Genomic DNA, 23753 nt, shown 5'->3' with positions numbered 1-23753 from the left:
CGACATCGCATAATCGAGATAGCTCGACTTCATTTCATCGACAATGTCGACCGGTGAAATGTCTGATGGGTCCAAGGTAACTGTGTCGTCGGTCACGCCGCGATAATCCTTATATTTTTATAATGACTGAACTCTAGACCCAACGCGCCGAAATGGCCACATGCGACTGCCCTAATTGCGCTTTTTTCACCAGCTTATCCACAGATTCACACCTTGGTGGCGGTTAGGGTGCTATCAGGCTTCCGTTATATGCAAAAATTTGCCCGCTTTGTTCCGGTTTCAGTCCATGGAGCACATTGAGCATGTCTCCAGCGGCGCGGGCAGGGGTGAAGCGTTCATGCGCGGGATTGCCCTTGAATGGGGCGCTGAGTGCCGTCTCGACGGTACCGGGATGTAGGCCAACGACAACGGATTGCGGATTTTTACGCTGCCATTCGATCGCGATATTGCGGATAAACATATTGAGTGCAGATTTTGATGCACGATAGCTGTGCCACCCGCCCAAGCGATTGTCGGAGATGCTGCCCACCCGCGCGGACAAGGCCGCAAAACAAATCGGGCCTTGCTTCGCCATGATAGGCAGGAAGTGCTTGGCGACTAGAGCAGGCCCGACCGCGTTGATGCGAAAGTTTTCCATCATCCAGTCAGGATCAAGCTCGCGAAGGCTCTTCTCCGGACCTTTTTGGGTTGAATGCAGCACTCCAGTCGCAACAATGACCATGCTTATGGGAGGATATGTTCCCGCTAAAGAAGCGGCGGCGGCCGCAATACTAGCCTCGTCCATTATGTCCAAAAGCGGGTCGCTCTCGCGATGAAGCCGGATGACTTGGGCATAATTTGGATCTTGTTCCAAAGCATCTGCCAGCGCGGCCCCAATGCCACCACGCGCGCCAAAAATCATTGCACTACTTTCACCCACTTGTTTTTTGCTCCGGTTCGTTCAACGGGAATTCATGCAATGGCGCTAAGGCAATTGCACAGACGATAGCAAGGTCCTATAAACCGACCTTTAGAAGGCCCAAGGCTTAATAATTAGCGGAGAGTTACATGAAACTGGTTTCAAAATTTGCCCTCGCTTTGTCGTTGGTAGCGGTGTCTGCCGCGCCTGCCGCATTTGCGCAGTCCGATGAAAAGCCCAAGAAGGAAAAAAAGGGTAAGGCAGCGGCAGCAGCGCCAAAGAAAAATTACTCCAAACCTTTCATCGCCGCTTATGTCCCTGTGGCGGATTTATTAAACAAAGCCAAGAATCCTGTGGCTGCTAAGGCAGAATTTCCAAAGGTTGTTGCTGCCATCGGCAATGACGATGACCGTTACGAAGCAGGCATATTGGCCATTAACATCGGCGCGGTGTCAAAGGACCTAGCGTTTCAAGAGCAGGGCATCGATTTGTTGCTTGCATCTGCATCAACCCCTGCCGATTTCAAGAGGGAATATACGTTCCGTAAGGGTGCCATTGCATATGATGGCAAGAGATTTGCAGATGCCGAAAAAAATATGATCGACGCCTATAATTTGGGGCACCGCACGAATAATATTGAGTTTCTGATTTCCAACGCCATGTCGCAGCAGAACAAGGATGCAGACGCGGTCGCATGGATCGGCAAGGCTATTGATGCCAGCAAGGCCGCGGGTTCGGTAAACAAGACGTATTTCGTGCGTGCCGCCATCCTGTCCGCCAAGGCGAAGAACTACGCCGGTGCGGCTAATTTTTATAAAGATCTGATCGTTCTGGAAAATAACTCGGATTATTGGCATGATGCGCTTGCGTTTTTTGACCGCTCGCGTGACTTCAATCCAGAAGAAACGCTGGACATCATGCGTTTAATGCGCGCCACCGATGGCATTCGCTTTCAACAGGAATATGCAGGATATCTCGACAGCCTGAGTTATATCGGTGTGCGTTATCCCGCAGAAGCTGTTTCCGTGCTAGAAGAAGGATTCGCCAAGGGTTTGATCTCGCGTAACAATGTGACGTTCAGCGAGCGGTATAACGAAGCGAAGGCACGTCTTGCAGAAGACACGCGCACCTTGGCCGGGACAATCGCTCCCGCGAAAGCAAGTCCGAGGGGCATGTTAGCCTCGCTTACCGGCGACTCCTTCTTTTCGCATAAGGATTACAAGACCGCGAAGGAACTGTATGAATCGGCGTTGAGCAAGGCACCCGTTTTAGACAAGGATGGGGGTGACCAGACGGACCGCACACGTTTCCGCCTTGCCATGTCAAAGACGATGCTCGGCGATTATGCGGGTGCGAAGGCCGATTTCGCTATGATCACGGGTGCGAACCGCAAGGCAATTGCCGAATATTGGGTGGTGTTCATTAACCACCGTGCCAATGCCGCAGCAACGCCAGCTGCGGCAGCGCCAGTCACCTGAGATTTCACCTATAAAGTAAAAAGGGCCCGCGCAATCGGGCCTTTTTTTATGCCTGGCGAATAGGGACGCCGGGCTCGTCTTTGGCCGTGCGGATCGTCAGCGATGTTTTGACGCTGGTCACATTGGGTGCTGACGTCAGTTTTGAGGTCAAAAATTCCTGAAAGGACTGAAGATCGCGTGCTACAATCTTCAAAATAAAGTCAATTTCTCCATTGAGCATGTGGCACTCACGCACATCTGGTAATGCGCGGACATGTTGTTCAAACGCCTTTAGGTCGTCCTCAGCCTGGCTTTTTAGGCTCACCATGGCAAAAACGGTAATGGTGTAGCCCAGCGCGCTTGCGTCCACATCGGCATGATAGGATTTGATCGTACCCGATTGCTCAAGCGCGCGCATACGGCGTAAACAGGGCGGCGCGGTCAAACCGACCTTGGTCGCGAGCTCAACATTGGTTATGCGACCATCAGCCTGCAATTCGGCCAAAAGCTTCATATCTATCGCATCAAGGTTCGTATTAGCCATGATTTGGTAATTTCCATTTCTATTCTGCCTCATGCTTATAATATAATTATGCTGCATTGCAATTGTCCCATAGTGTGACGCCTCCAAATTGCCGCTTTCGCGCGGCCGAGATCACGTTTAACGCGCGATCATTGCGGGCACCCGTCCATTGGGAATGAATATCATTGCGTTTTGACGATCGTCTTGAAACCACCTTGCGTCAGACCGACGATCCGGCTTTGGGGCTGCCTACCAAATGGCAGTTGCTGTTGGATATACTCGCACAGAATTCGCAGGATTTTGACCCAGAATTGGTCGTGCTCGGTTTGCAAAAAGTGCGGCATTTCATGGATACTATTCCCGCTGATATTCGCGAGCAAATAGTTCGTGCATTGGCAGGGCGGCTTCAATCTGTGCCTTTAATGTTGCTGTTATCTGGCGATGTCCCCGCTGTTGCATCGGCTGCGATCCGTGGGGCGCAATTGGATGATCACGAATGGGCAGAGATTGTGCCGCAACTATCGACGCGGGCGCGTGGGTTTTTAAGCAGCCGTCGCGATCTTGGCCCAATGACTTTGCGCGCCCTGAATGACTGGTCTTCCGCCGTTTTTGTGCTGCCGGGCGAAGCGCCCGATCCATCTACGCCTGACGCCACATTAGAGCCCGTCGTTCCCGCGCTGGAAACATCAGCATCCGATCAGCGCAAAGAAGAGCAGTTCGATGTTACGATAGACCCCATCGATGTGATCCGATTTGAGGCAGATGAATATGGTACAATTTGCTGGGTAGAAGGCGCGCCTTTGGGCGCGATTGTTGGCGTTGATATTGCTGAACCTGCTTTTGATGATGGTCCGGGGCCAGATGCCTATGGAGCGGCGGCCTTCCGACAGAAAATGCCGCTGGAAAATGCGCGCATGCGGCTGTGTGGCGCTCCTGCTATTGCTGGGGACTGGCGCATAAACGCCGTTCCGTTTTTCGATGGTCTAAGTGGACGTTTCAATGGCTATCGTGGTATTTTGCGGCGACCCAATCTCTCCGAAACTGCGGTAATTCCGAAAAATTACGCCGATGACGCCGAACATATTCAGCAGCTATTGCATGAACTGCGCACACCTTTAAGCGCCATCATCGGTTTTTCCGAAATCATCGAGCAGCAGCTTTTTGGGCCGGTGACGGAGGATTATCGGATTTTGGCGGGCAACATTCTGCATGATGCAGGACGGTTGCTGTCTGGCTTTGACGATCTGTCCATCGCGGCGACGATCGAAACTGGAACCTATGTTGCCGAAGAAGGGGTGACGGAATGTGACTGGCTTTCGCAGAAACTTGCTGATCGCTTGCATGGACTGACTGATTTGCTTCAGGTTAGGCTCAACCTTGTCCACGCCGACGCGGTTCGGCCTTTTGCAGTTGACCATCAAACGGCGGAGCGCCTGTTTTCGCGTTTGTTGTCGGCGGTAATGATTGGCTGTGAACCCGGAGAAGTGCTTGATGGCCGTTTTCGAACGGAATTAGGCCTTCATGCTACCAATCGTTTTGTGCTGGCTCTGCCTAAGAAGCTGCTCGATCTTGATGAAAGTGCGCTTTTGGGTTCAGGGCTAGGATCGATCGACGATAATGATGCGGCCCCTTTGCTCGGTTTGGGTTTCTCTCTGCGACTTGTGCGCAGCCTCGCGCGGAGCCTGGGCGGGGATTTACGATTTTATCATCAAGCGCTCATAGTGTCCGTCCCAGCCGTAAGCGATGGACGGTCAAATTACAAAAATGGGGAGCAGGAATGAACGAAAACAAGATCGCCGACCAAATTGCGTCTATTATGTAAGATAAAGACTTGCGCATTCTCCTAAAGTTCGGCTATCGGCGCGCAGGTAGTTGGCGAGCCGGTCAGGGCCTGTAGCTCAGTTGGTTAGAGCTGGCCGCTCATAACGGCTAGGTCGGGGGTTCGAGTCCCTCCGGGCCCACCAGTTTCGCACCGCGAAGTTGGCAGGCAGCCAGCCGCGCGGACATTGTTATACCAGTGATCCCATGTCGGGGAGTAGCGCAGCCTGGTAGCGCATCTGGTTTGGGACCAGAGGGTCGCAGGTTCGAATCCTGTCTCCCCGACCATTTTTTTCCTGTGATGTTGATGTTTGACGTTAGTCGGACATTTTGCTGGAGGCATCAGCCTTTGTGCTATGCGCGTTAGGGCGCGCATATGCTCTGCATTGCGAACGGCCTTGAGGCCAGTTGACGGGCATCCTGCGGGAACAATGGTGGCTTTTCAATGTTAGCTATTCGGACACACTGCCTGCGAGTCCTCCCTTTGTTAGTTCGGTGTGTCCAACCTGACCGATGGAGCGCAGCGCCAAAATATGGCTGCGAAATCACTACAGAACCGCGATGTATTGATCGCCATTTTGCTTACGCGGCCATCGCACCTCTATTATTTGCTTTCGTAATGCCGTTCACAAACTGGTTCGTGCATGTGTCCCAGCAAAATTGGGCCCCATAATTTGCAGCATCGGCACGATCAAGCAACAGCGCGCCGTTGATCGCCTCTGCCAGATCGGGCTTAAGGCAGCCAATCGGGCGGCCCAAATTACCCTGCGGTTCGCGACCCTCGGCCCCGATAATGTCCAGTGGCCCCTGAACGGGATAACCAGCCACCGGAACGCCAGTTGCCAGTGCCTCAAGCATGACAAGACCGAAGGTGTCGGTTTTGCTGGGAAATACGAAAACATCGGCAGAAGCATAAATGCTGGCCAGTTCCGCGCCATGACGTGTGCCGAGAAAGACGGCGTCGGGATATTGCGCCTGAAGATGCGCGCGGGCAGGGCCGTCGCCGACCACGACCTTCGTTCCCGGGACATCGGCGGTAAGAAAGGCCTCAAGATTCTTTTCTATCGCCACTCTTCCGACCGACAATAATATCGGCTTTTTAAGATGCTTTAAGCTTGGATGCTCGGGCTGGGCTGGATGGAACAGGCTATGATCAATTCCACGCGACCAAAGTTGTGTGGGCTGTATGCCCCGGCTTTCCAGCTCGTCCCGCAGGCTTTGTGTCGCCGTCAAGATCGCCCGTGACCCTTTATGGAATTTACGCATGATGGGCCAGATGAAGTCCGGTGACAGTCGCGTCCGTGCGGCGACATATTCGGGAAATCGGGTATGAAAAGCCGTTGTGAAAGGCACGTTGTTCTTTATGCACCATGCGCGCGCGCTCCAGCCAATGGGGCCTTCGGTTGAGATATGGACAATGTCGGGGCTGAACGCTCCTAGCGCCTTACGCACGCCGAAACGCGGAGCTAGCGCTAAACGTATTTCCGGATAGCCGGGGCAGGGAATGGTCGTGAACCTGTCAGGTGCGACAACCTCAACCGTATGTCCGCGCGCTTTCAAGCGGCTTATCGTTTCGGTTAAAGTGCGCACTACACCGTTGACTTGTGGTGCCCAAGCGTCCGTCGCGATAGCCAACCTCATGCTACGACGACCGCTTGCTTCACTGCGCGATCGCGGACATGCGCTGCCCAGTCGATGATGGACATTGTCCCGTCCTTGGCTTCCGTTAATGCGGTGCAGCTTTCAACCCAATCACCGTCATTATAGTAAGTAATGGATCCAAATTGGCGGATTTCGGCGCAATGGATATGACCGCAGACTACGCCTTGCACGCCTCGCTGCGATGCCTCTCGTGCAACAACTTCTTCATATTGGCCAATATATTGTACGGCATTTTTAACACGCTTTTTTAAGTAAGATGAAAGTGACCAATATGGCAGGTTGAACCTGCGCCGAACGGCATTGAGGACGATATTGGCCTTCAACAGCAATGTATAAGCCTGGTCCCCCAGAAAGGCGAGCCAACGGGCATATAGGACAATGCCGTCAAAAGCGTCGCCGTGCGTGACAAGCAAATTGCGCCCGTCAGCAGTGGTGTGGATCGCCTCCAGCTGCACCTCTACGCCCCCAAAGCTGAGGCCTGCATAGTCACGGAACATTTCGTCATGGTTTCCGGGAATGTAGATGACGCGGGTACCCCGATGCGCCATTTTTAACACCCGGCGAATAACTTCATTATGTTGGTCCGGCCAATACCAGCCCTTACGCAAGCGCCAACCGTCCACAATGTCGCCAACCAGATATAGCGTGTCGCACTCAACCGAATGCAGAAAATCGCTCAGCAACCCCGCCTGACAACCGGCAGTACCAAGGTGCACGTCGGATATCCAAATGGTGCGCAATTTCATCTTTGGCTGAAAACTTCGCGGCTCAGGCTTATCGAACCATGTTGGCAGCTTGGGCCGCGTGTCATCATGTTCAAGGCGCGGCGTGTCGATTGTTCCGGTGTCGCTAAATGCTGTATATGTCATCTGTTTTTACCCCCATCAGATGTATTTTGGGTAGCTGTTCGATGGGTCAGGTGCGTTGCAGATCGATGACAGTTTTCTTGCCATCGATCTTATATCAACCCAGTTACTCAATGACGGGAACCTCTGCATCCGCAAGCTTCAACCCCATCGCCTTTGCAAGGCTAGGGGCATTAGGTAAATTCCATGGCCGTTTGATGCGTTTACCATGCTGTTTTTGTATAATATTTATGGCTAAAATGTTACGGTCACGCGCCTCGCATCCACGCTTCATTCACATCATTACATTTTTATGACATTAATATTGCACTGGTGTCATGAAAGTGTAACATTGCATCGAGGATAAGGAGAGACGCTATGAAAATGTTGTTGTTAGGCGCTTTAGTCGCCGGAACTATTTCAGTTGCAGCCCAGGCTCAACCGGACGCAGTTAGCGAAATTTCATACCCGAAAGGCTCGATTGGATATGAGGCCCTGATGCGCGGCGATAATGCGCGCGCGATCTCCCAGATCATTACGAGCGATCAGGTAAGCAAGCATGACCCTGCAAAGCTACTTAACCTTGGACGCGCTTATGCGCGAATGGGGCAGACTGAGCAAGCAGCGGGATATTTCAAGTCCGCAATGCAGGCTCGTGAAAGCGTGGACTTGGTTCTAGCTGATGGTCGCGTGATGAATTCCAAGGTTGCGGCACGCGAGGCATATATTAATCTGCAAAGGCGTGTAGCTTCGCGCTAGGTCGCGGCCACGCAAGTTAAGTCGCGGCAAGGATGGTCCGCATGAGGTAACACTGAAAAGGGCGAGCCGTGAAGGCTCGCTTTTTTCATTTCTGTGGATGCATGGCCGCAATAGCCGCCTATCCACTTATTGTCATATTACTGACGCAAAACATTCTTTGAACTGCAATGCAATACGCACGGACCTGTCATTGGTGCCCCCTATCGACGGCACGGTCAACGGGTGGGGCCTCAAGTTGATTCGTCGCTGGTCCGTTGCATCTGCCTATAACCGGGCATGTCATTTTTGTTGCGGAGATTAAGAATGTTTGACCCTAAATTGCGCGGCATCGTGTATGCGACAGCAGCAGCCGTCCTTGTAACTGGTTGTGGCGCAGACGATATCGCGTCGCCAGGTACCGGTGGTAACATCACCATCAACAACCCCGCTGCTCCTCCCCCTCCGCCACCCCCACCACCGCCACCTGCAACCGTAACGGCGGCAACAGGTTGCCCGACTATTTCTGACGCCCAGGGCCTGACAGACAGTGGCACTATTTCTGGCCCAACCGGCACCTATCGCGTCTGCACCTTGCCTGCGCAGATCAATACCAGCTCTACTTTGCCGAAGGTCACAGGCCTTTTATATCGTTTGGGTGGCCGCGTTGATGTGGGTACCGACCAAGGCGCAGCTTCCACCAACACGGCTGTAACCCTGACGATCGCACCTGGCGTTGTTGTTTTCGGAGGCACGGGCGTATCATGGTTGAACGTCAACCGCGGTAACCGTCTCAATGCAATCGGTACTGCTGCATTGCCTATCATCTTCACCAGCCGCGACAATGTTCTGGGCTTGAACACCGATAGCTCAATCGGTCAGTGGGGCGGCGTCGTTCTTAACGGCCGTGCACCGATCACCGACTGCCTTGCGCCAGCAGCGACACCAGGCACGACTGCTTGCGAGCGTCAGGTTGAAGGCGCAGTGGATCCAGCGCGCTATGGTGGTGCAAACTCGGCCGACAACAGCGGTCGTTTGAGCTTTGTTCAAATCCGTTATTCTGGGTTTGTTTTGTCCGGGGACTCAGAGCTTCAAGCTTTGACAACTGGTGGCGTTGGTTCCGGTACGGTGTTGAATAACATTCAATCATTCAACAGCTCGGACGATGCTGCCGAATTCTTCGGTGGTAGCGTAAACATGAAGTATTTCGTTGCCGTCGGTGCCGATGATGACAATCTCGACACAGATACCGGCGTTAAGGCCAACTTCCAATATGTGATTGCAGTTCAACGTCAAGGTGCGGGCGACTCAATGATCGAAGCAGACTCGGATAACGCTTTGGACGGCAACACGCCGCGTCAGAACACCCGCGTTGCTAACTTCACCTTCATCCAGCGTAGCAATGTTGGCAACCTATCCTCAATCCTGCTGCGCGGTGGCACCGATTACTCCTTGGTCAATGGCGTTATCGTAAGCCCGAACACGTCCTGCTTGCGCATTAGCCGCCCGCAGACAATTTCGGCCACTGCTGACGCGGCTATCGATGAAGCTGGTGCACCTCTGATCCGCTCGGTTGTGGCGCAGTGTGGCACACCAACATTCGTTGGATCGAACGGCGTTACTGCGGATCAAGTTTCTGCAGTATTCGGTTCGGGAAGCAACGGTAACAATAGCGCGTTCACGCCAAGCCTGACATCGTTGTTCATCAACGGTGCCAATGAAACGGCAGTGACTGCGTTTAATGCGAGCACGTTGAACGCCTTTTTCGATGCAACGACCTATGTCGGTGCGGTGAAGGATGCCAATGATACCTGGTACGCTGGTTGGACTTGCAACAGCGCGACGGCCACATTTGGCACAAGCGTAACCGGGCTTTGCACATCGCTCCCTACCTATTGATAGGCAGTCATTATTTGGGGTGGGGTGCAGGTTTAACCAAGCACCCCGCCCCATTTTTTACATAAGAAAAAGGGAATGAAAATGTTGAAGCCATTGGGGGCAATCAGCCTGTTGCTTTTAACGTCCGCACTTGTTGCGCCATCGTTGGCATTCGCGCAAAGCGCTGAGCCTGCGGCAGCAGAACCAGCGCCAGAAGCCACAACCACCGAAACTGCGGTTCAACCTGCAGAAGAGGAAGAAGTTGATGTCTCCATCGGCGGTGAAGAAATTGTTGTCCGTGGATATCTGGATCGCAACATTTCAAAAAATGCACCGCAAGTTGTATCGGTGCTTTCAGCTGCAGATATTGAACGGACCGGCGAAGGCGACATCGCGGGCGCGCTTTCGCGCGTAACCGGCCTAAGCGTTGTTGGCAGCGGCTTTGTGTATGTGCGTGGTTTGGGTGATCGTTACTCTTTGGCCTTGCTGAACGGATCGCCATTGCCGAGCCCTGAGCCGTTGAAACGCGTCGTTCCGCTTGATTTGTTCCCGACAAGCGTCATCGCTTCGTCACTGGTGCAGAAAACCTATTCCGCGAACTTCCCTGGCGAATTTGGTGGCGGCGTAATCAACTTGACCACTAAGGCAATTCCTCGCGAAACCTTCTTGACGATTAGCGCGGACGCTAGCGGTAATAGTGAAACAACCAATCAGCTTGGCTACACCTATTATGGTAGCTCAATGGATTGGAGTGGATTTGACAATGGCAACCGCGATTTGCGTCCTGCACTTGCTGCGTATCTGGCAAGCGGACAGCGCATCAGCGCCGGCGGAGTGAATACTCAAGAGATTGCAAATCAACTGGTTACTGGACGCAATGCCGTCGTGCAGCGTGACACTAAACTGCCAGCCAATGGTTCGGCAAATCTGACCGGTGGTACCAATTTTGACTTAGGTGATGATGCCACAATGGGTATCTTGTTCACCGCTGGCTACAGCAATAAATGGCGCACACGCGACACGTTGCAGCAGACTGCGTCGACATTAGACCTAAGTCAGAAAGAACTCGATTTTAACCGCGTGATCACCGACAACCGGATCGTCGTCAACGGCCTCCTCGGTTTTGGTATTGAGGCTGGCGAACAGAAAGTCCGTTGGACCAACGTGTTTATTCGCGATACGCTGAAACAAGCGCGTCTCGGCACCGGCACCCGGCAAAATCTCTCGCCGACGGCGACATTGTTGCAGCAGGATACTGCATGGTATGAACGCCAGTTGATTAACTCGCAGCTTGTTGGTGAATTCAAGCTTTCGTCTGATGTCAACTTTAGCTTCCGTGCTGGATACGCCAATTCACAGCGTGAAGCGCCGGATGAACTGAGCTTTGAATATTATCGCAGCAATCAGGCGTCTGATCCATTTGGTGCGGTATTCATTAACAGGCTGAACAATGGTCAGCAGGGTAGCGCTGAGGTAAGCTATTCTTATCTCAGTGAGGACCTCTGGTCTGGAAGCGCTGATCTGGCATTCAAAATCACGCCAGATATGACGGGTACGGTGGGATATGCTTATGCAAATACAAGCCGTCGCACCGAGCGTCGGGACTTTTTGTTCACCGCGCCGGGCGGCACACCCATTGTTTCGGCACTTTTCCGTCCAGATTTCTTGTTGCAGCCGGATGTCATTGATTTTTATAAAATCACATTGACTGATACCAATGAAGCCAACCCGGTGTTTGACGCCGGACTGCTTACACATGCTGGTTATGGCCAGATCCAGGCGTTTATCACGCCGGAAATCAGCCTGAATATCGGTGTGCGTTATGAAAAGGCGGAGCAAACTGTCTCACCTGTTCAGGTTTTCACTGTGCCGACCGCGTCTTTGGCTTCCACCAGTCTAAATCGTGCCTATTGGCTGCCCGCTGCGACTTTGACGTGGGACATTAACGAGCAGATGAAGTTCCGTGTGAGCGGTTCAAAGACAATTGCACGTCCGCAATTTCGTGAACTGATTTTCCAGAATTTCTATGACACTGACTCCAATCGCCTGTTCCGCGGCAACCCGTTGTTGACTGACAGCCAGTTGTACAACGCAGAAGCGCGTTACGAGTGGTATTTTGATCGTGACCAACGCTTCACTGTGGCGGCTTTCTTCAAACGGATCGATAGCCCGATTGAGTCCTTCTCCAGCTTCGACGATAACTCCGTCGTAACCAGCTTTGCCAATGCGCCAAAGGCGGATTTGTATGGCGTGGAAATTGAGACGCAGAAATATTTTGATCTGTCTGGCTTGGGTGAAACGGGTTTCTTTTCCACACGACGCGCAGTCGCCATCGCCAATTACACGTACACGCAATCAAAGTTGAGTGTGAAGGCAGGGGACGCTGTTTCTGTGTTCAACTCTTCTTCAACAAGCGCGCTCGACTTCTTTACCGATGGTTCGCCGTTAACTGGCCAGTCAGATCATCTGGTCAATCTGCAATTTGGCTTGGAAGATACCGAGCGCCTGTCGCAGCAGACGATCTTGCTCACTTACGCAACCGACCGGGTCACCAGTCGCGGTGCTTCGGGGCAACCTGATATCAAGGAACGTCCCGGCATCCAGTTGGATTTTGTCGCGCGCGAAGGCTTCAAGCTTGGAGGCAAAGAGGCCGAGTTGAAGTTTGAAGTGCGCAACCTGACCAACACAAAATATCAGGAACTGCAGGAAAGCGGCAAGAATGTCATTTTCTACAACCGCTATAAGCAGGGCATCAGCGCCTCAATCGGCGTCGAAATAAACTTTTAACGGATTTTCAGATCCTTAACTTACGGCGGCATTTTGCCATCAACATGCCGCCGTTGTTTTTCATGTCGTGTAAGTTGCGGGCATTGATGGTCATTAAACTGTCATTTTAACTTCACTTTTAGGTCACAACGGCGTCTTAATCCTGCGTCAACGGGCTGAGTCGCCAAGGGGGTTTTGTGGCAGGATCATTGGCTGAAAGAGTTAGGGTGCAGTTAGGCACGATGACGTTGCAGCCTGTTTGCAATATACTCGTTGCCCTGATGGCCGTCCTTCTAGCGTTTCAGGCGGCGCGGCTCTTTTGGGTAATCATAACACCGGTCGGTCCGCTTGCCGGATGGCGCGCGCCATCGGTTAATCTTATTGCACCATCTGCCCGGCTAGCGCTTTTTAACGGCTTTGATCCCTTTTATCGCACTGATGCAGCCGCCGCGTCCGCCCAAAATGTCACGTCCTTAAATTTGCTGTTATTTGGTGTACGCGCAAATGAAAGCTCGGGCGGCGGTTCGGCTATCATTGCCGGCGAGGACGGTATCCAAAATAGCTTTGCGGTGGGCGAAGAAGTTGCCCCTGGCGTGACGTTGGATGCTGTTGCTTTTGACCATGTGATATTGTCGCGCGGCGGGGTGAAGGAATCGCTGTATCTGGATCAGTCGGTTCCCGCCGAAACCTTTAGCCCATCCGGAACTGCGCCGCAGGCCGTGCCATCTTCGTCCGCGACGGGCGGACTAAACGCCCAAACGTTGCAAAAGGCCATCGGCTTTGCGCCGCGTAACGAAGGGGGTAGGGTGACCGGCCTCGTTCTGAAAGCGCAAGACGACGGCACAATGCTTCGCCTCGCCGGATTTCAAGCTGGTGATATTGTTGTTGCCGTCAATGGTCGGCCCGTTTCATCAGCCACCGATATCATAGCCCAATTCCGACCCGGATCCCGTATTAGCGTCGAAGTCGAACGCGGCGGTTCAAAGGTCCCCATCGCTCTAAATCTGGAACAATAGTGATCCGTAAATTCTCCTTATGGTTGGCGTGCAGTACGCTTATTTTGACAACGCCAGCGACGGCGCAGCAGACGTTGAACGTCCGTGACGCCGACATCCGCGCTTTCGTGCAAGACGCCGCGCGCGTCACGGGGCAAACCTTCATCGTTGATGGCCGCGTCACCGGCAAAGTGTCGGTTGTGACCGACAGGCCTTTATCGCGTTCGGAATATTTTGAAGTATTCTTGTCCACGCTGCGCGCAAATGGCCTTGTCGCCATTCCCATGCGCGGCGGGGGATATCGCATTCAACCTTCGGACGGTGCGGCAACGCAGCCCACACGCGTCGGGAGCAGGGCCGAGGCTGCCAGTCAGTTTGTTACCGAAGTGTTTCGCTTGCGGTCGATTGATGCAACAACGGCGGTAGAAACGCTTCGCCCCTTGATTAGCCGGGAAGGCTCGTTGACGGCGAACCGCAGCGCAAACAGCCTTGTGGTCGCTGATTATGCCGACAATATCCGGCGCATCCGCGATCTCATCCGCCAAATTGACCGCGACAGCGCCGCGACGCAGATTGTGACGCTGGACAATGCTGGCGCGCGTGAAATTGCGACGGCATTGCAAGGGTTGGCTGGCCAAGGCGGCGGCGAAGGCGCGCGTACGCCTGTATCCATCGCAGCCATCGACAGCAGCAACGCAATCGCGCTGCGCGGCGACCCGAGTTCGGTGGCACGCTTTGCCGAAATGGCGAGTCAATTGGATGCGCGTGCGCAATCTGGGGCGGAAATTCGCGTCTATCGGCTTGAGCATGCGAACGCCGAAACTTTGTTAGAAACCGTCCAGTCGCTAATTGGCGGACAAGGCGGCGGCGCGCGGGGCAGCGATATGCCGGCCGTGGCTGCAACTGCGAATAACGGAGCGCCGGCTGCACCGCCAGCGCCCATCGTTGCGACATCGTCTGGCGCTGGCACGAACGGCATTGGCGGACGTGGGCCTATTGTTGTGACGCGTTATGAAGGTACAAATGCGCTCATCGTTGCTGCTAATCCGGATGTGCAGCGCAGCTTGGGCGAATTGATCCGGCAATTGGATACACGGCCTGAACAGGTTCTGGTGGAAGCTATTGTGGTGGAAATCGGCAATGAAGCCGCCAAAAAGCTTGGCGTACAATTCCTCGTGGGGGGCAAGGACGCTCCCTTTGCGGCGACCAATTACTCCAACGCTTCGCCCAATATTTTGACAATAGCAGGAGCGGTTGGGGCCGAGGAGCTGACACGCACGACAACCACCGTCAATGGCAATACCACGACCACCGGGACCAGCAGCGCTTTGGGTGACAGCCTGCAAGAGGCCGCTGCGGCATCGATTTTGAGTGCAACGGGGGGCTTTGGTGGCTTTGCGCTTGATATCGGTAACAATGCAATTTTTGGTACAATCATCAACGCAATTGCAGCGGACACAGAATCCAACCTTTTGGCAACGCCACATATCGTTACGTTGAACAACCAAAAAGCGAAGTTCTTGGTAGGTCAAGAAGTGCCCGTCAGCACGGGCGAACAATTATCCGCAAATTTTGAAAATGCATTCCGCACCGTGCAGCGGCAGGAAGTCGGCATCAAGCTTGAGGTCACGCCGCAGGTTAATGCGCAAGGCGATGTGAAGCTGTTCCTCAAGCAAGAAGTGTCGAGCGTTGCTGGTCCTGTATCCTCGCGATCCAACGACCTTGTCCTTAACAAACGCGAATTCGAAACCACCTTGACCGTTGGCGATGGGCAATTGTTGGCGATAGGCGGGCTGCTTAACGATGATGAGCGTCGAACGATTGAGCGTATTCCGTTGCTTAGCGACATCCCCCTGATTGGTGAGCTGTTCAAGTCGCGCAGCCGCAGCCGCAGTAAAACAAACCTGATGGTGTTCATTCGGCCTACCATCTTGCGCAGCCGGGAAGATGGCGATCGATTGACCGCGCGTCGTTATGATTATGTGCGCGACATGCAGAAGGTGCGTAATCCCGATATGGAGCCGAGCATCGATGAATTGCTGCGCGACTATATGGGTGCGACCCCGCCAACGGACCCAAATGCGCGGGCGAATGACATTATAATCGGCGCAGACGGCAATTTGGCGCGGCCGCCAGCAGCTGGTCCACTCAAATCCGCAGATGTGCCTGCGAGCGCCATATCAACGCCCAGCGGGGATGGACAATAATGACTGATCCGCAAGGCGTGCTGGGACAACAAGGCGCAATTGCCGCCGATGCTGACGCATCGGTGACTGTTGCTCAGATCACGCCATTGCTGGACCTGCCTTATGCCTTTGCCAAGGCGCATGGTTTGGTTTTGCGTCACGAGAGCAATGATCGTTTAATTGTCGCCATGCGCGAGGGCTCAGATCCTTTAATGCTGTTGGAAGTGCGGCGCTATCTGGCGATGCCCTTTGATGTGGAGATAGCGGATAATCAGACCTTTGACCGCTATCTGTCCGACCATTATGCCATGGACGGCAGTGCGGCGGCCATGGCCGGATCGATCGGGCATAATGATGGCGATCTGTTGTCTGATATGTTGCCAAGTGTCGATGACTTGCTCGACAGTGCAGATGACGCACCCGTTATCCGGTTGATTAACGGCATCATAGCGGAGGCTGTGCGGCAAGGTGTTTCGGATATTCATATAGAGCCTTATGAAACGGGCCTTGTGATCCGCATGCGCGCCGATGGCGTGTTGCAGGAACGGCTTCGGCTCCCCGCCAATGTCGCTCCTGTTGTCGTTAGCCGTATCAAGGTCATGGCGCGTCTCGACATTGCGGAGCGCCGCATTCCGCAAGATGGCCGCATTGGTCTGACGCTGGGTGGAAAGATGGTCGATGTGCGTGTGTCCACCTTACCCAGCCGTGCTGGTGAGCGCGTTGTTATGCGTATCCTCGACAATGAAAATGCCGGGATTTCGCTTGATCTGTTGGGCATGTCCGACGAGACCCTTAAAATATTGCGCGAAGCGTTGGCTGAACCCAATGGTATTATCTTGGTTACGGGGCCCACCGGGTCGGGTAAGACCACCACATTATATGCAGGCTTAAAGCGCCTGAATGACGGTTCCCGCAACATATTGACGGTTGAAGATCCTGTCGAATATGCCGTGGAAGGCATTGGCCAGACGCAGGTGAATGCAAAGGTTGGGATGACTTTTGCTGCTGGCCTACGCGCGATTTTGCGGCAGGATCCTGACGTCGTCATGGTCGGCGAAATCCGCGACCGTGAAACCGCCGATATTGCGGTGCAAGCGGCGCTGACTGGTCATTTGGTGCTGACCACGGTGCACACAAATGATGCGCTGGGTGCCATCACGCGTATGCGCGACATGAAGGTGGAGCCCTTCTTGCTGGCATCGACCCTGCGCGCTGTTATCGCGCAGCGGCTTGTGCGCCGCCTCTGTCCGCATTGCCGCGAAACCGTGCAGGCCGACGGCAATGCCGCGTCATTGCTTGGTTTTGACAAGGGCACCGCAGTTTATAAGGCGGTCGGTTGCCCTGAATGCAACAACACCGGCTTTTTAGGCCGCATTGGCGTGTTTGAGGCTGTGCGCGTCGATGACACCATCCGCCGGTTAATCAATGATGGCGGCGATGAAGCTATATTGGCGCGACATGCGTTTGTGAACCAACCCAATTTAAGCGCCGCTGCGCGCAAATTGGTGCGGAGCGGGGACACTACGCCAGAGGAGGCTATTCGCATTTCACGCCGTGAAGACATTGTTGATGCCTGAATTTGCCTATCACGCTATCGATCCGGACGGGCGTGAACGGCGCGGGCGGATATCTGCGGCCAATGATGATCTGGCACGCGAAGCATTGGTGTCGAAAAAACTTTATATTGTGAGCGTTGCGCCTGCCGAAGTCCGCGCATCGGTCTTCGCCAATCTGCCGTTGAAGCGGCAGCCACGGTTAAACGCAAAGCAGCTGACATTGTTCACCCGGCAATTGTCTTCCTTGGCGCAAGTATCGCCCTTGGAAGAGGCGCTGCGCACGATCAGCCGGCAGAGCGAGCAACCCCATGTACGCCAGATACTGACGGCCGTTCACGCAGGCGTGGTTGAAGGGCAGCGATTGTCCGACGCCATGCGGCGTGAAAGCAACAGCTTTCCACCTTTGTATCGCGCGATGATTGCTGCGGGGGAGGGCGCGGGCACATTGCCACTTATAACGGAACGACTCGCTGTTCTGCTCGAACGGCAAGCAGAGATGCGTGGTAAGTTGATTGGCGCGCTTGCTTATCCGGCTATTCTGTCGCTCGTCGCGATCCTGGTTGTGATGGGTTTGATGGTGTCCGTTGTCCCACGCGTGGTTGAGCAATTTGATAATGTGGATCAGCAATTACCGCTGATAACGCGGATGGTGATGGGCGTTTCTGCATTTTTGGCGAATTATTACTGGGTATTGATCATCATCATCCTGCTGGGTGCATTGGTCTTTGCGCAAGCGTTGAAGCAACCCGCCTTTCGGCTTGCGGTGGATCGCAATATCTTGCGTATTCCCCTTCTTGGTAAGCTGCTGCGTAACCTGCACGCCGCACGCATGGCGCGGACTCTGGCTACTATGGTTGCAAGCCGCTTGCCCTTGTTAGAAGGTCTGCGCCTGACGGGGGGCACTATTCGCAATAAACTGTTATCAGCGGCCAATGATGAAATTGTGGAATCCGTGCGTAGCGGCGGCAGCCTGTCCGGCGCGATGCGCGCCAGCGGTGTTTTTCCGCCCTTATTGGTATATCTGACGGCAAGCGGCGAGAGCGCAGGTCAGTTGGATATCATGTTGGAACGTGCTGCCGAATATCTGGAACGCGAATTTGATACTTTTACCAGCACTGCTTTGTCGTTGCTGGAACCCTTGATCATTGTCGCCATGGGCGGCGTTGTTGCGGTCATTATATTGGCAATATTGTTACCCATTCTTCAACTTCAGAACCTTACGGGACTATAGAATATGCTCCGCTTATTATTCAATCTTTTGACAGATACTTGCCGCGCACCCGTCAAGTTCCGCCGCAAGGCAGTTCGGACCCAACGCAACGGTTTCACCTTGGTTGAAATGATGGTGACCTTGTTCATTCTGGCGCTGCTGACGACTGTCGTGGCTATCAACGTGCTACCCAATCAGGACAAGGCCATGGTGCAAAAGGCACGGGCGGACATCGCAGTTTTGGGACAAGCGATGGAAACCTATCGCCTAGATAATCTGACCTACCCTGATGCAGGTGCCGGATTGCAGGCATTAGTCACGCCGCCGTCAACCGGAGCGCGGCGGGAGGGCTATATCAAGAAACTGCCTATGGACCCTTGGAACCGCCCCTATCAATATAGCATGCCTGGAAAGAACGGCGCTTTTGATATTTTTTCGCTTGGGGCCGATGGCGCGCCCGGCGGTGAGAATGAAAATGCCGATATTTACGGCGACTAAGCCGTCCGTCCATCAAATCGTTCAGGATAATGCGCGCGGTTTCAGCTTAGTGGAGCTGATGGTGGTGTTGTTCATCATTGGCATTGCGAGCACGGCGGTTGTCATGACCATGGGCTCGCCTGAGCGCGGTGTGCGCGATGAGGCCGAACAATTTGCTGCCCGCCTCGCTGCCTTGCGCGACAACGCCATATTGCAATCGCGCAATATGGCCGTCACTGTGCGTCCGTCGGGCTATGGCTTTGAAACGCGCAATGATGGGAATTGGGTGCCCTTGTCCGAGGCCCCATTTTCAACAACCGATTGGAAAAGCGGTACAACGGTTCAAATGTCTGGCGCGCGGCAAATGCGGATCGCCTTTGACAGCACTGGCCTGCCATCAAGTGCTGCGAATATCGCGCTTAAACATGATAATGTAACGGTCACGTTAAAGCTTGCCGCAACTGGTGACATCCGCGTTGTCCGTTAAACCTGCATATACGCGCAATGGCTTCACGCTGTTGGAAATCATGGTCGCTTTGGCCATTTTCAGCCTCGCGGCCTTAGCCATGGTGCGCTTGCAAGGATATTCGGTGCGCTCGACATCCAATTTGGGCGACAGCAGCATGGCGTGGCAAGTTGCGCGGAACGTGGCCGTTGAAATATTGTCCAAGCCAACGCCGCCAACGCTCGGAGAAACGCGCGGCGACGCATTAAACGGCGGTCAAAATTGGCAGTGGACGGCCACAACCAGTTCCACCGATGACAGTCGGCTCGTAACCGTTGAAATCGTTGTGGTCGGGACCGGCAATGCCGCGCAACGCAAGGCGCGGTTAACGATTGCAAGGCCAGTTGAACAGTGATCGAAACGCGTCATTCTGAAGCAGGATTTACCCTGATTGAGTTGCTCGTCGCACTTGCGATTTTTGCCCTCATTTCGGTGGCGGGGGTCATGTTGCTGCGTTCCGGCAGCGATACCCAAATCGCTGTGAAAAAGCGGCTTGAAGATATGGCATTGTCGCATCGTTTGGCCAATAGCCTTGAAGGTGACTTGGCGCAGGCGATTGCGCGGCCCGTGCGAGATCAATCGGGCCAAATTATCCCGGCTTTCACGCAAAGTGAGGCTAGCGTTCCTGGCGCGCTGTTTGGTTTTGTTCGGGCAGGGTGGTCCAACTTCGATGGTGCACCAAGGGCAGGGCTACAACGCGTGGCTTATATGTTGGAAGGCGGCGCGCTCAAGCGGTTAAGTTGGCCCATGCTTGACGGAACCGCTCCCTCCGACGCCGCAACCTTGTTGGAGGATGTAACCTCTGCAACGGTCGAATTTCGCGATGCTAAAGGTGCTTGGCGCGATGATTGGAACGCGACCGATGCGGACGCCTTGCCACGCGCCATCGCCTTAAACGTCAATTTGGCGGGTAAGCCGGCGCAACGCATGCTGTTTCTGGTGGGGGCACAAACACGTATTGCACCGCCAAGCGTTGAAACAGGCGCTGCAGAATGATGCCGCAAAAACCTTCAGAACGCGGCGCGGCCTTGCTGTCTGTATTGCTCATGGTGGCGGTGCTGGCCGTGATTGCGGCAACGACGCTTGACCGGCTGAGCTTATCGAGCAAATTGTCGGCCAATGGCAATGCGCTGGCGCAGGCAAGGATGTTTACTTACGCGACTGAGGCGATTGCCGCTGCGCGTCTTGAGGATCTGGTTGCCCGCGATGCCGCACAAACGACGTTGGCCGGCGATTGGCTTGGCAAGGCACAAGCTATTCCCATTCCGATAGGGTCTGCCACCGCTTCGGTGCGTGACGCTGGAAACTGTTTCAATCTCAACAGTCTGGTGACTGGAACAGATGGTCAATATGTTGCCAGTACAACAGGGCAAGAACAGATGACGTCGTTGATGGTCGTATTAGGCATCGATGCAAACACCGCACCTATGCTTGCAGCGTCTGCCGCCGATTGGGCGGATAGCAACGTTACGCCTTTAGCAAATGGCGCGGAGGATGACAGCTATCGTTCTGCGCCGACGCCCTATCTCGTGGGGAATAGGCTTTATGCCCATCCAAGCGAGCTGCGCGCGGTCAAAGGGGTAACGCCTGCTATCTATGCCAAGTTGCAGGATTGGATCTGCGCGCTCCCCGATCCGGTCCTATCGCCTTTGAATGTCAACACTTTGCTACCCGAACAGGCACCGTTATTGGCCATGCTATTCCCGCCCGGTAAGATGAATTTGACCTTGGCGCGCAGCTATCTCGCCAAGCGGCCAGCAAGTGGCTATGGCAGCCTCATTCGATTCTGGGCGGCGCCTGAAATTGCCGCACTGGAGCCGTCTTCTCTGGTGCAGGGGCAGGTCAAACTGACAAGCAATTACTTCCTTTTGAACACAAATGTGTCATTTGGCGAACTTAAGCTTGCCGGGCAGTCGATGATTGTCGCGTCCCCAGCGCCTGCGCGCGTTGTCTGGCGCAGTTGGGGGGAAGAGGAATGACATTGGTCATTACGCGTTTCCCAATGTCTGACCAAGACGACCCAACAGTATTTCGGGTCAGTGAGGGCCTATGGCAGGATGCAGGTGCGCTTTCCAATTTCGAACCGACGGTTGACGACCGTACTGTCATGGCGCTTGTCGCGCCCGAGGATGTCCGGTGCCATTGGTTCACGCTGCCGGATGTTCAGGGGCGTCAAGCCGAAAGCGTGGCGAAACTGCGTGCCACCGAACAATCGCTTGGTCTTGTGCACACCAGCGCCGGTGCGGATTATGACGACGTGGTTGCGACAGCGATCATCGCGTCTGAGGTTATGCAGCGCGGGTTGGATAAGCTTGGCGCGCGTGGGCTAAACCCCGACATCGTGCTGCCGTTTGCACTGTCTGTCTCGGGCCATTCGGATGGCGTATTCAAGGCCGAAATGGGCGGCATGTCCGTCCTGCGCGGTGCGCAATTTGGCATACCGGATGATCCTGTGTTGCGCGATCTTTTCATCGGCGATGCGCATATAGAAGATATGGATGCGGCCTCCCTTCGGTCTATGTTGCTTTCCGCCAGCGGCGCGCCATTGCTGAACTTGCGTGAAGGCAATTTCGCAAAACGGGAGCGGACAGTTTGGATGACCCCAGAGCAAAAATTCTGGGTACGACGGCTTTTGAGCGCGCTTGTTATCGTGACAATGATGCTCACCATAACGACGTTGGCGAAATATTGGGCGGCAACCGGGTCTGAAAATGATGCCGCATTGGCTGCGGCACAGAAGATTGATCCGGCTATCCAAGATATCAATCAAGCCGAAAGCATGCTTGCCGCGTCCCTTAATCGTCAGGGTAAAACGCAAGGCAGCTTTGCGCCGCTTTCGGCTGCTTTGTGGCGCAGTGTTCAGGCTTCGCCGAATGTGTCCGTGCGGGAATTACGATATACGCCGGACGGCATTTTGACCGTGGTTCTGGCGGCACCCACGTCGGATAACATCAACAAAGCTCTTGTGACCATTCAGCAGGACGGGTTCCGAATTACGGCAACAGCCCGGCAGGATAGCACCGGTGCGACGTTGGTCGATATGACAGTGAGGATGCCATGATGGCGGCGATACGCTTATGGTTTGCGGCCCTGACGCAGCGCGAGCAATGGCTCGTTGGTTCCGCGGGCGCGCTGACCGCAATTGTGGTGTCGATTTTTGGCATTTTACTTCCGATATCGTCAGCCATTGATCAGGCAAAGTTAGATCATGACGATGCGGTCCAGCGGCGCGGACGCATAATCGCCACGGTGGATGCAGCGCAGAAAATGGAAATGGGGCCGCCTTCTGCAGCAACGGCGGATATTGACTTATTGATTACCCAAAATGCAGCGGAAAAGGGATTTGATCTCGTCAAATCTGCCAATAGCCCACCAGGACAAATCAGCTTCCGGATTGATCAGGCACGTGCGCCTGCATTGCTGGCGTGGTTGACCGAGCTTGAAGGACAGAATGTAGTTGTGCGCAGTGTCGCCTTACGCCCAGGTGCAAATAGCACCGTATCGGTTGATGCGCAGTTGCAGATGCGTGCGCCATGAAACGGCGATTCGTCATTGCTTCGGTCGCAGCGGTGGCTGCTGCTGCTGCGGTATTGTTTATGCCGTTGCGCACGATCGTGGCGGGGGAAGGGGTAACCGCCCGCAAGGTTGATGGCATCATTTGGGATGGGTCCATCCGCGACCTGCGCCTTGGCAAATTGCCCGTGGGCGACGTCAATGCACGTTTGTTATTCTCGCCGCTGTTTATGGGGCGCGCAGAAATATTGCTGTCACGCGGTAATACACAATTTGTGCCTGGCATAACCGGGTCTGTATCACGCGGCATAAGTGGTGTGTCGGTTAACAACCTGTCCGCTACTTTGGCCGTAGGCGCGCTGTTTGCGCCTTTTCCGGCTGAGAATATCCAGTTTGAAGGCTTTTCTGCGCGCTTTGCCGCTGGCAAGTGCTTGGACGCCAGTGGGCAAGTCCGGCTGACATTGTCCGACGTTATGCCGGGATTTAACTTACAAAATGGCATGCTTGGTCAGCCCCGCTGCGATGGGGCGCAATTATTGCTGCCATTGGTTAGCCAATCCGCGATGGAACGGGCGGACATCCGTTTGTCGGCAGACGGATCATACACCGTGACGATCATGCTCAACGCCGACCGGGGCGATCAAGCGGCGGCGCTGAACCTCGCTGGCTTTCGTCCTGTAGATGGCGGCTACCGGCTCGTGCAAAAGGGCCGGTTCTGAGCGCGTTCCC

The 23753-nt window shown here is 54.3% G+C and carries 21 protein-coding genes and 2 tRNA genes; 19 read left to right on the top strand and 4 right to left on the bottom strand.

The genetic code is table 11. The annotated features are described in order from the left end of the window. Nucleotides 1-223: 223 nt before the first annotated feature. A complete protein-coding gene (locus ACILP3_RS01885; RefSeq protein ID WP_395614975.1) occupies nt 224-901 on the bottom strand; it encodes an SDR family NAD(P)-dependent oxidoreductase in 678 nt (225 codons plus the stop codon). A gap of 146 nt (nt 902-1047) precedes the next feature. Between ACILP3_RS01885 and ACILP3_RS01880 the strand changes: the two genes are divergently transcribed. Next, entirely contained in the window at nt 1048-2376 is a 1329-nt protein-coding gene (locus ACILP3_RS01880; protein ID WP_395614974.1) for a hypothetical protein, read from the top strand. Between the two features lie 46 nt (nt 2377-2422). On the opposite strand, the gene ACILP3_RS01875 is transcribed toward ACILP3_RS01880, so the two are convergent. Next, nucleotides 2423-2899 carry an Lrp/AsnC family transcriptional regulator gene (locus tag ACILP3_RS01875; protein ID WP_395614973.1) on the bottom strand — a complete coding sequence of 159 codons (477 nt, stop codon included), beginning with the start codon at nt 2897-2899 and terminating at the stop codon, nt 2423-2425. A gap of 164 nt (nt 2900-3063) precedes the next feature. Here ACILP3_RS01875 and ACILP3_RS01870 point away from each other — a divergent pair, with 164 nt between their 5' ends. The 3 genes from ACILP3_RS01870 (at nt 3064) to ACILP3_RS01860 (ending at nt 4984) form a co-directional block, all read left to right on the top strand. After that, nucleotides 3064-4659 (top strand): histidine kinase dimerization/phospho-acceptor domain-containing protein, encoded by a 1596-nt coding sequence (locus ACILP3_RS01870; protein WP_395614972.1) that lies wholly within the window; start codon nt 3064-3066, stop codon nt 4657-4659. Between the two features lie 106 nt (nt 4660-4765). After that, a tRNA-Ile gene (locus ACILP3_RS01865) sits at nt 4766-4842 on the top strand. Nucleotides 4843-4907: 65 nt separating this feature from the next. Further along, nucleotides 4908-4984 (top strand) — tRNA-Pro (locus ACILP3_RS01860). Nucleotides 4985-5278: 294 nt separating this feature from the next. Here the strand turns inward: ACILP3_RS01860 and ACILP3_RS01855 are convergent. Then, complete coding sequence (locus tag ACILP3_RS01855) at nt 5279-6337, bottom strand: glycosyltransferase family 4 protein (protein WP_395614971.1); 1059 nt, start codon at nt 6335-6337, stop codon at nt 5279-5281. Beyond that, nucleotides 6334-7104, bottom strand: a complete 771-nt coding sequence (locus ACILP3_RS01850; protein ID WP_395614982.1) for a UDP-2,3-diacylglucosamine diphosphatase — start codon at nt 7102-7104, stop codon at nt 6334-6336. Before ACILP3_RS01850 ends, ACILP3_RS01855 begins: the two co-directional genes overlap by 4 nt. 477 nt (nt 7105-7581) lie before the next feature. On the opposite strand from ACILP3_RS01850, the gene ACILP3_RS01845 reads away from it, so the two are divergent. From ACILP3_RS01845 to gspN, 15 genes are all read left to right on the top strand, one after another. Further along, nucleotides 7582-7962, top strand: a complete 381-nt coding sequence (locus ACILP3_RS01845; RefSeq protein ID WP_395614970.1) for a tetratricopeptide repeat protein — start codon at nt 7582-7584, stop codon at nt 7960-7962. 303 nt (nt 7963-8265) lie between these two features. Continuing rightward, a complete protein-coding gene (locus tag ACILP3_RS01840; protein ID WP_395614969.1) occupies nt 8266-9837 on the top strand; it encodes a hypothetical protein in 1572 nt (523 codons plus the stop codon). Between the two features lie 81 nt (nt 9838-9918). Next, on the top strand, nt 9919-12603 hold the full coding sequence (locus ACILP3_RS01835) for a TonB-dependent receptor domain-containing protein (protein ID WP_395614981.1): 2685 nt from the start codon (nt 9919-9921) through the stop codon (nt 12601-12603). 260 nt (nt 12604-12863) lie between these two features. Next, nucleotides 12864-13598 (top strand): type II secretion system protein N, encoded by a 735-nt coding sequence (locus ACILP3_RS01830; RefSeq protein ID WP_395614968.1) that lies wholly within the window; start codon nt 12864-12866, stop codon nt 13596-13598. Next, nucleotides 13598-15784, top strand: a complete 2187-nt coding sequence (gene gspD / locus ACILP3_RS01825; protein WP_395614967.1) for a type II secretion system secretin GspD — start codon at nt 13598-13600, stop codon at nt 15782-15784. The genes ACILP3_RS01830 and gspD overlap by 1 nt, the downstream gene beginning before the upstream one ends. Continuing rightward, the gene (gene gspE, locus ACILP3_RS01820; RefSeq protein WP_395614966.1) at nt 15784-17340 is read left to right on the top strand and encodes a type II secretion system ATPase GspE; all 1557 of its coding nucleotides are present in this window, start codon (nt 15784-15786) and stop codon (nt 17338-17340) included. The genes gspD and gspE overlap by 1 nt, the downstream gene beginning before the upstream one ends. Continuing rightward, nucleotides 17333-18550: a type II secretion system inner membrane protein GspF gene (gene gspF / locus ACILP3_RS01815; protein ID WP_395614980.1), complete on the top strand. Its 1218-nt coding sequence runs from the start codon at nt 17333-17335 to the stop codon at nt 18548-18550. Before gspE ends, gspF begins: the two co-directional genes overlap by 8 nt. A gap of 3 nt (nt 18551-18553) precedes the next feature. Then, nucleotides 18554-19027 carry a type II secretion system major pseudopilin GspG gene (gene gspG / locus ACILP3_RS01810; protein WP_395614965.1) on the top strand — a complete coding sequence of 158 codons (474 nt, stop codon included), beginning with the start codon at nt 18554-18556 and terminating at the stop codon, nt 19025-19027. Beyond that, nucleotides 18999-19493 carry a GspH/FimT family pseudopilin gene (locus ACILP3_RS01805; RefSeq protein WP_395614964.1) on the top strand — a complete coding sequence of 165 codons (495 nt, stop codon included), beginning with the start codon at nt 18999-19001 and terminating at the stop codon, nt 19491-19493. Before gspG ends, ACILP3_RS01805 begins: the two co-directional genes overlap by 29 nt. After that, nucleotides 19483-19866, top strand: a complete 384-nt coding sequence (gspI, locus tag ACILP3_RS01800; RefSeq protein ID WP_395614963.1) for a type II secretion system minor pseudopilin GspI — start codon at nt 19483-19485, stop codon at nt 19864-19866. The genes ACILP3_RS01805 and gspI overlap by 11 nt, the downstream gene beginning before the upstream one ends. Continuing rightward, entirely contained in the window at nt 19863-20507 is a 645-nt protein-coding gene (gene gspJ / locus ACILP3_RS01795; RefSeq protein ID WP_395614962.1) for a type II secretion system minor pseudopilin GspJ, read from the top strand. Before gspI ends, gspJ begins: the two co-directional genes overlap by 4 nt. After that, entirely contained in the window at nt 20504-21490 is a 987-nt protein-coding gene (gene gspK / locus ACILP3_RS01790; protein WP_395614961.1) for a type II secretion system minor pseudopilin GspK, read from the top strand. The genes gspJ and gspK overlap by 4 nt, the downstream gene beginning before the upstream one ends. Next, a complete protein-coding gene (gene gspL / locus ACILP3_RS01785; protein WP_395614960.1) occupies nt 21487-22572 on the top strand; it encodes a type II secretion system protein GspL in 1086 nt (361 codons plus the stop codon). Before gspK ends, gspL begins: the two co-directional genes overlap by 4 nt. Next, entirely contained in the window at nt 22569-23048 is a 480-nt protein-coding gene (gene gspM, locus ACILP3_RS01780; RefSeq protein ID WP_395614959.1) for a type II secretion system protein GspM, read from the top strand. The genes gspL and gspM overlap by 4 nt, the downstream gene beginning before the upstream one ends. Next, the gene (gene gspN / locus ACILP3_RS01775; RefSeq protein ID WP_395614958.1) at nt 23045-23743 is read left to right on the top strand and encodes a type II secretion system protein N; all 699 of its coding nucleotides are present in this window, start codon (nt 23045-23047) and stop codon (nt 23741-23743) included. The genes gspM and gspN overlap by 4 nt, the downstream gene beginning before the upstream one ends. Nucleotides 23744-23753: the final 10 nt, after the last annotated feature.

Origin of the sequence: Sphingorhabdus sp. (assembly GCF_044239665.1) — a bacterium.
Taxonomy (GTDB): domain Bacteria; phylum Pseudomonadota; class Alphaproteobacteria; order Sphingomonadales; family Sphingomonadaceae; genus Sphingorhabdus_B.
Note: the sequence above shows the minus strand (reverse complement) of the source record. Positions and strands in the feature narration are given on the sequence as shown.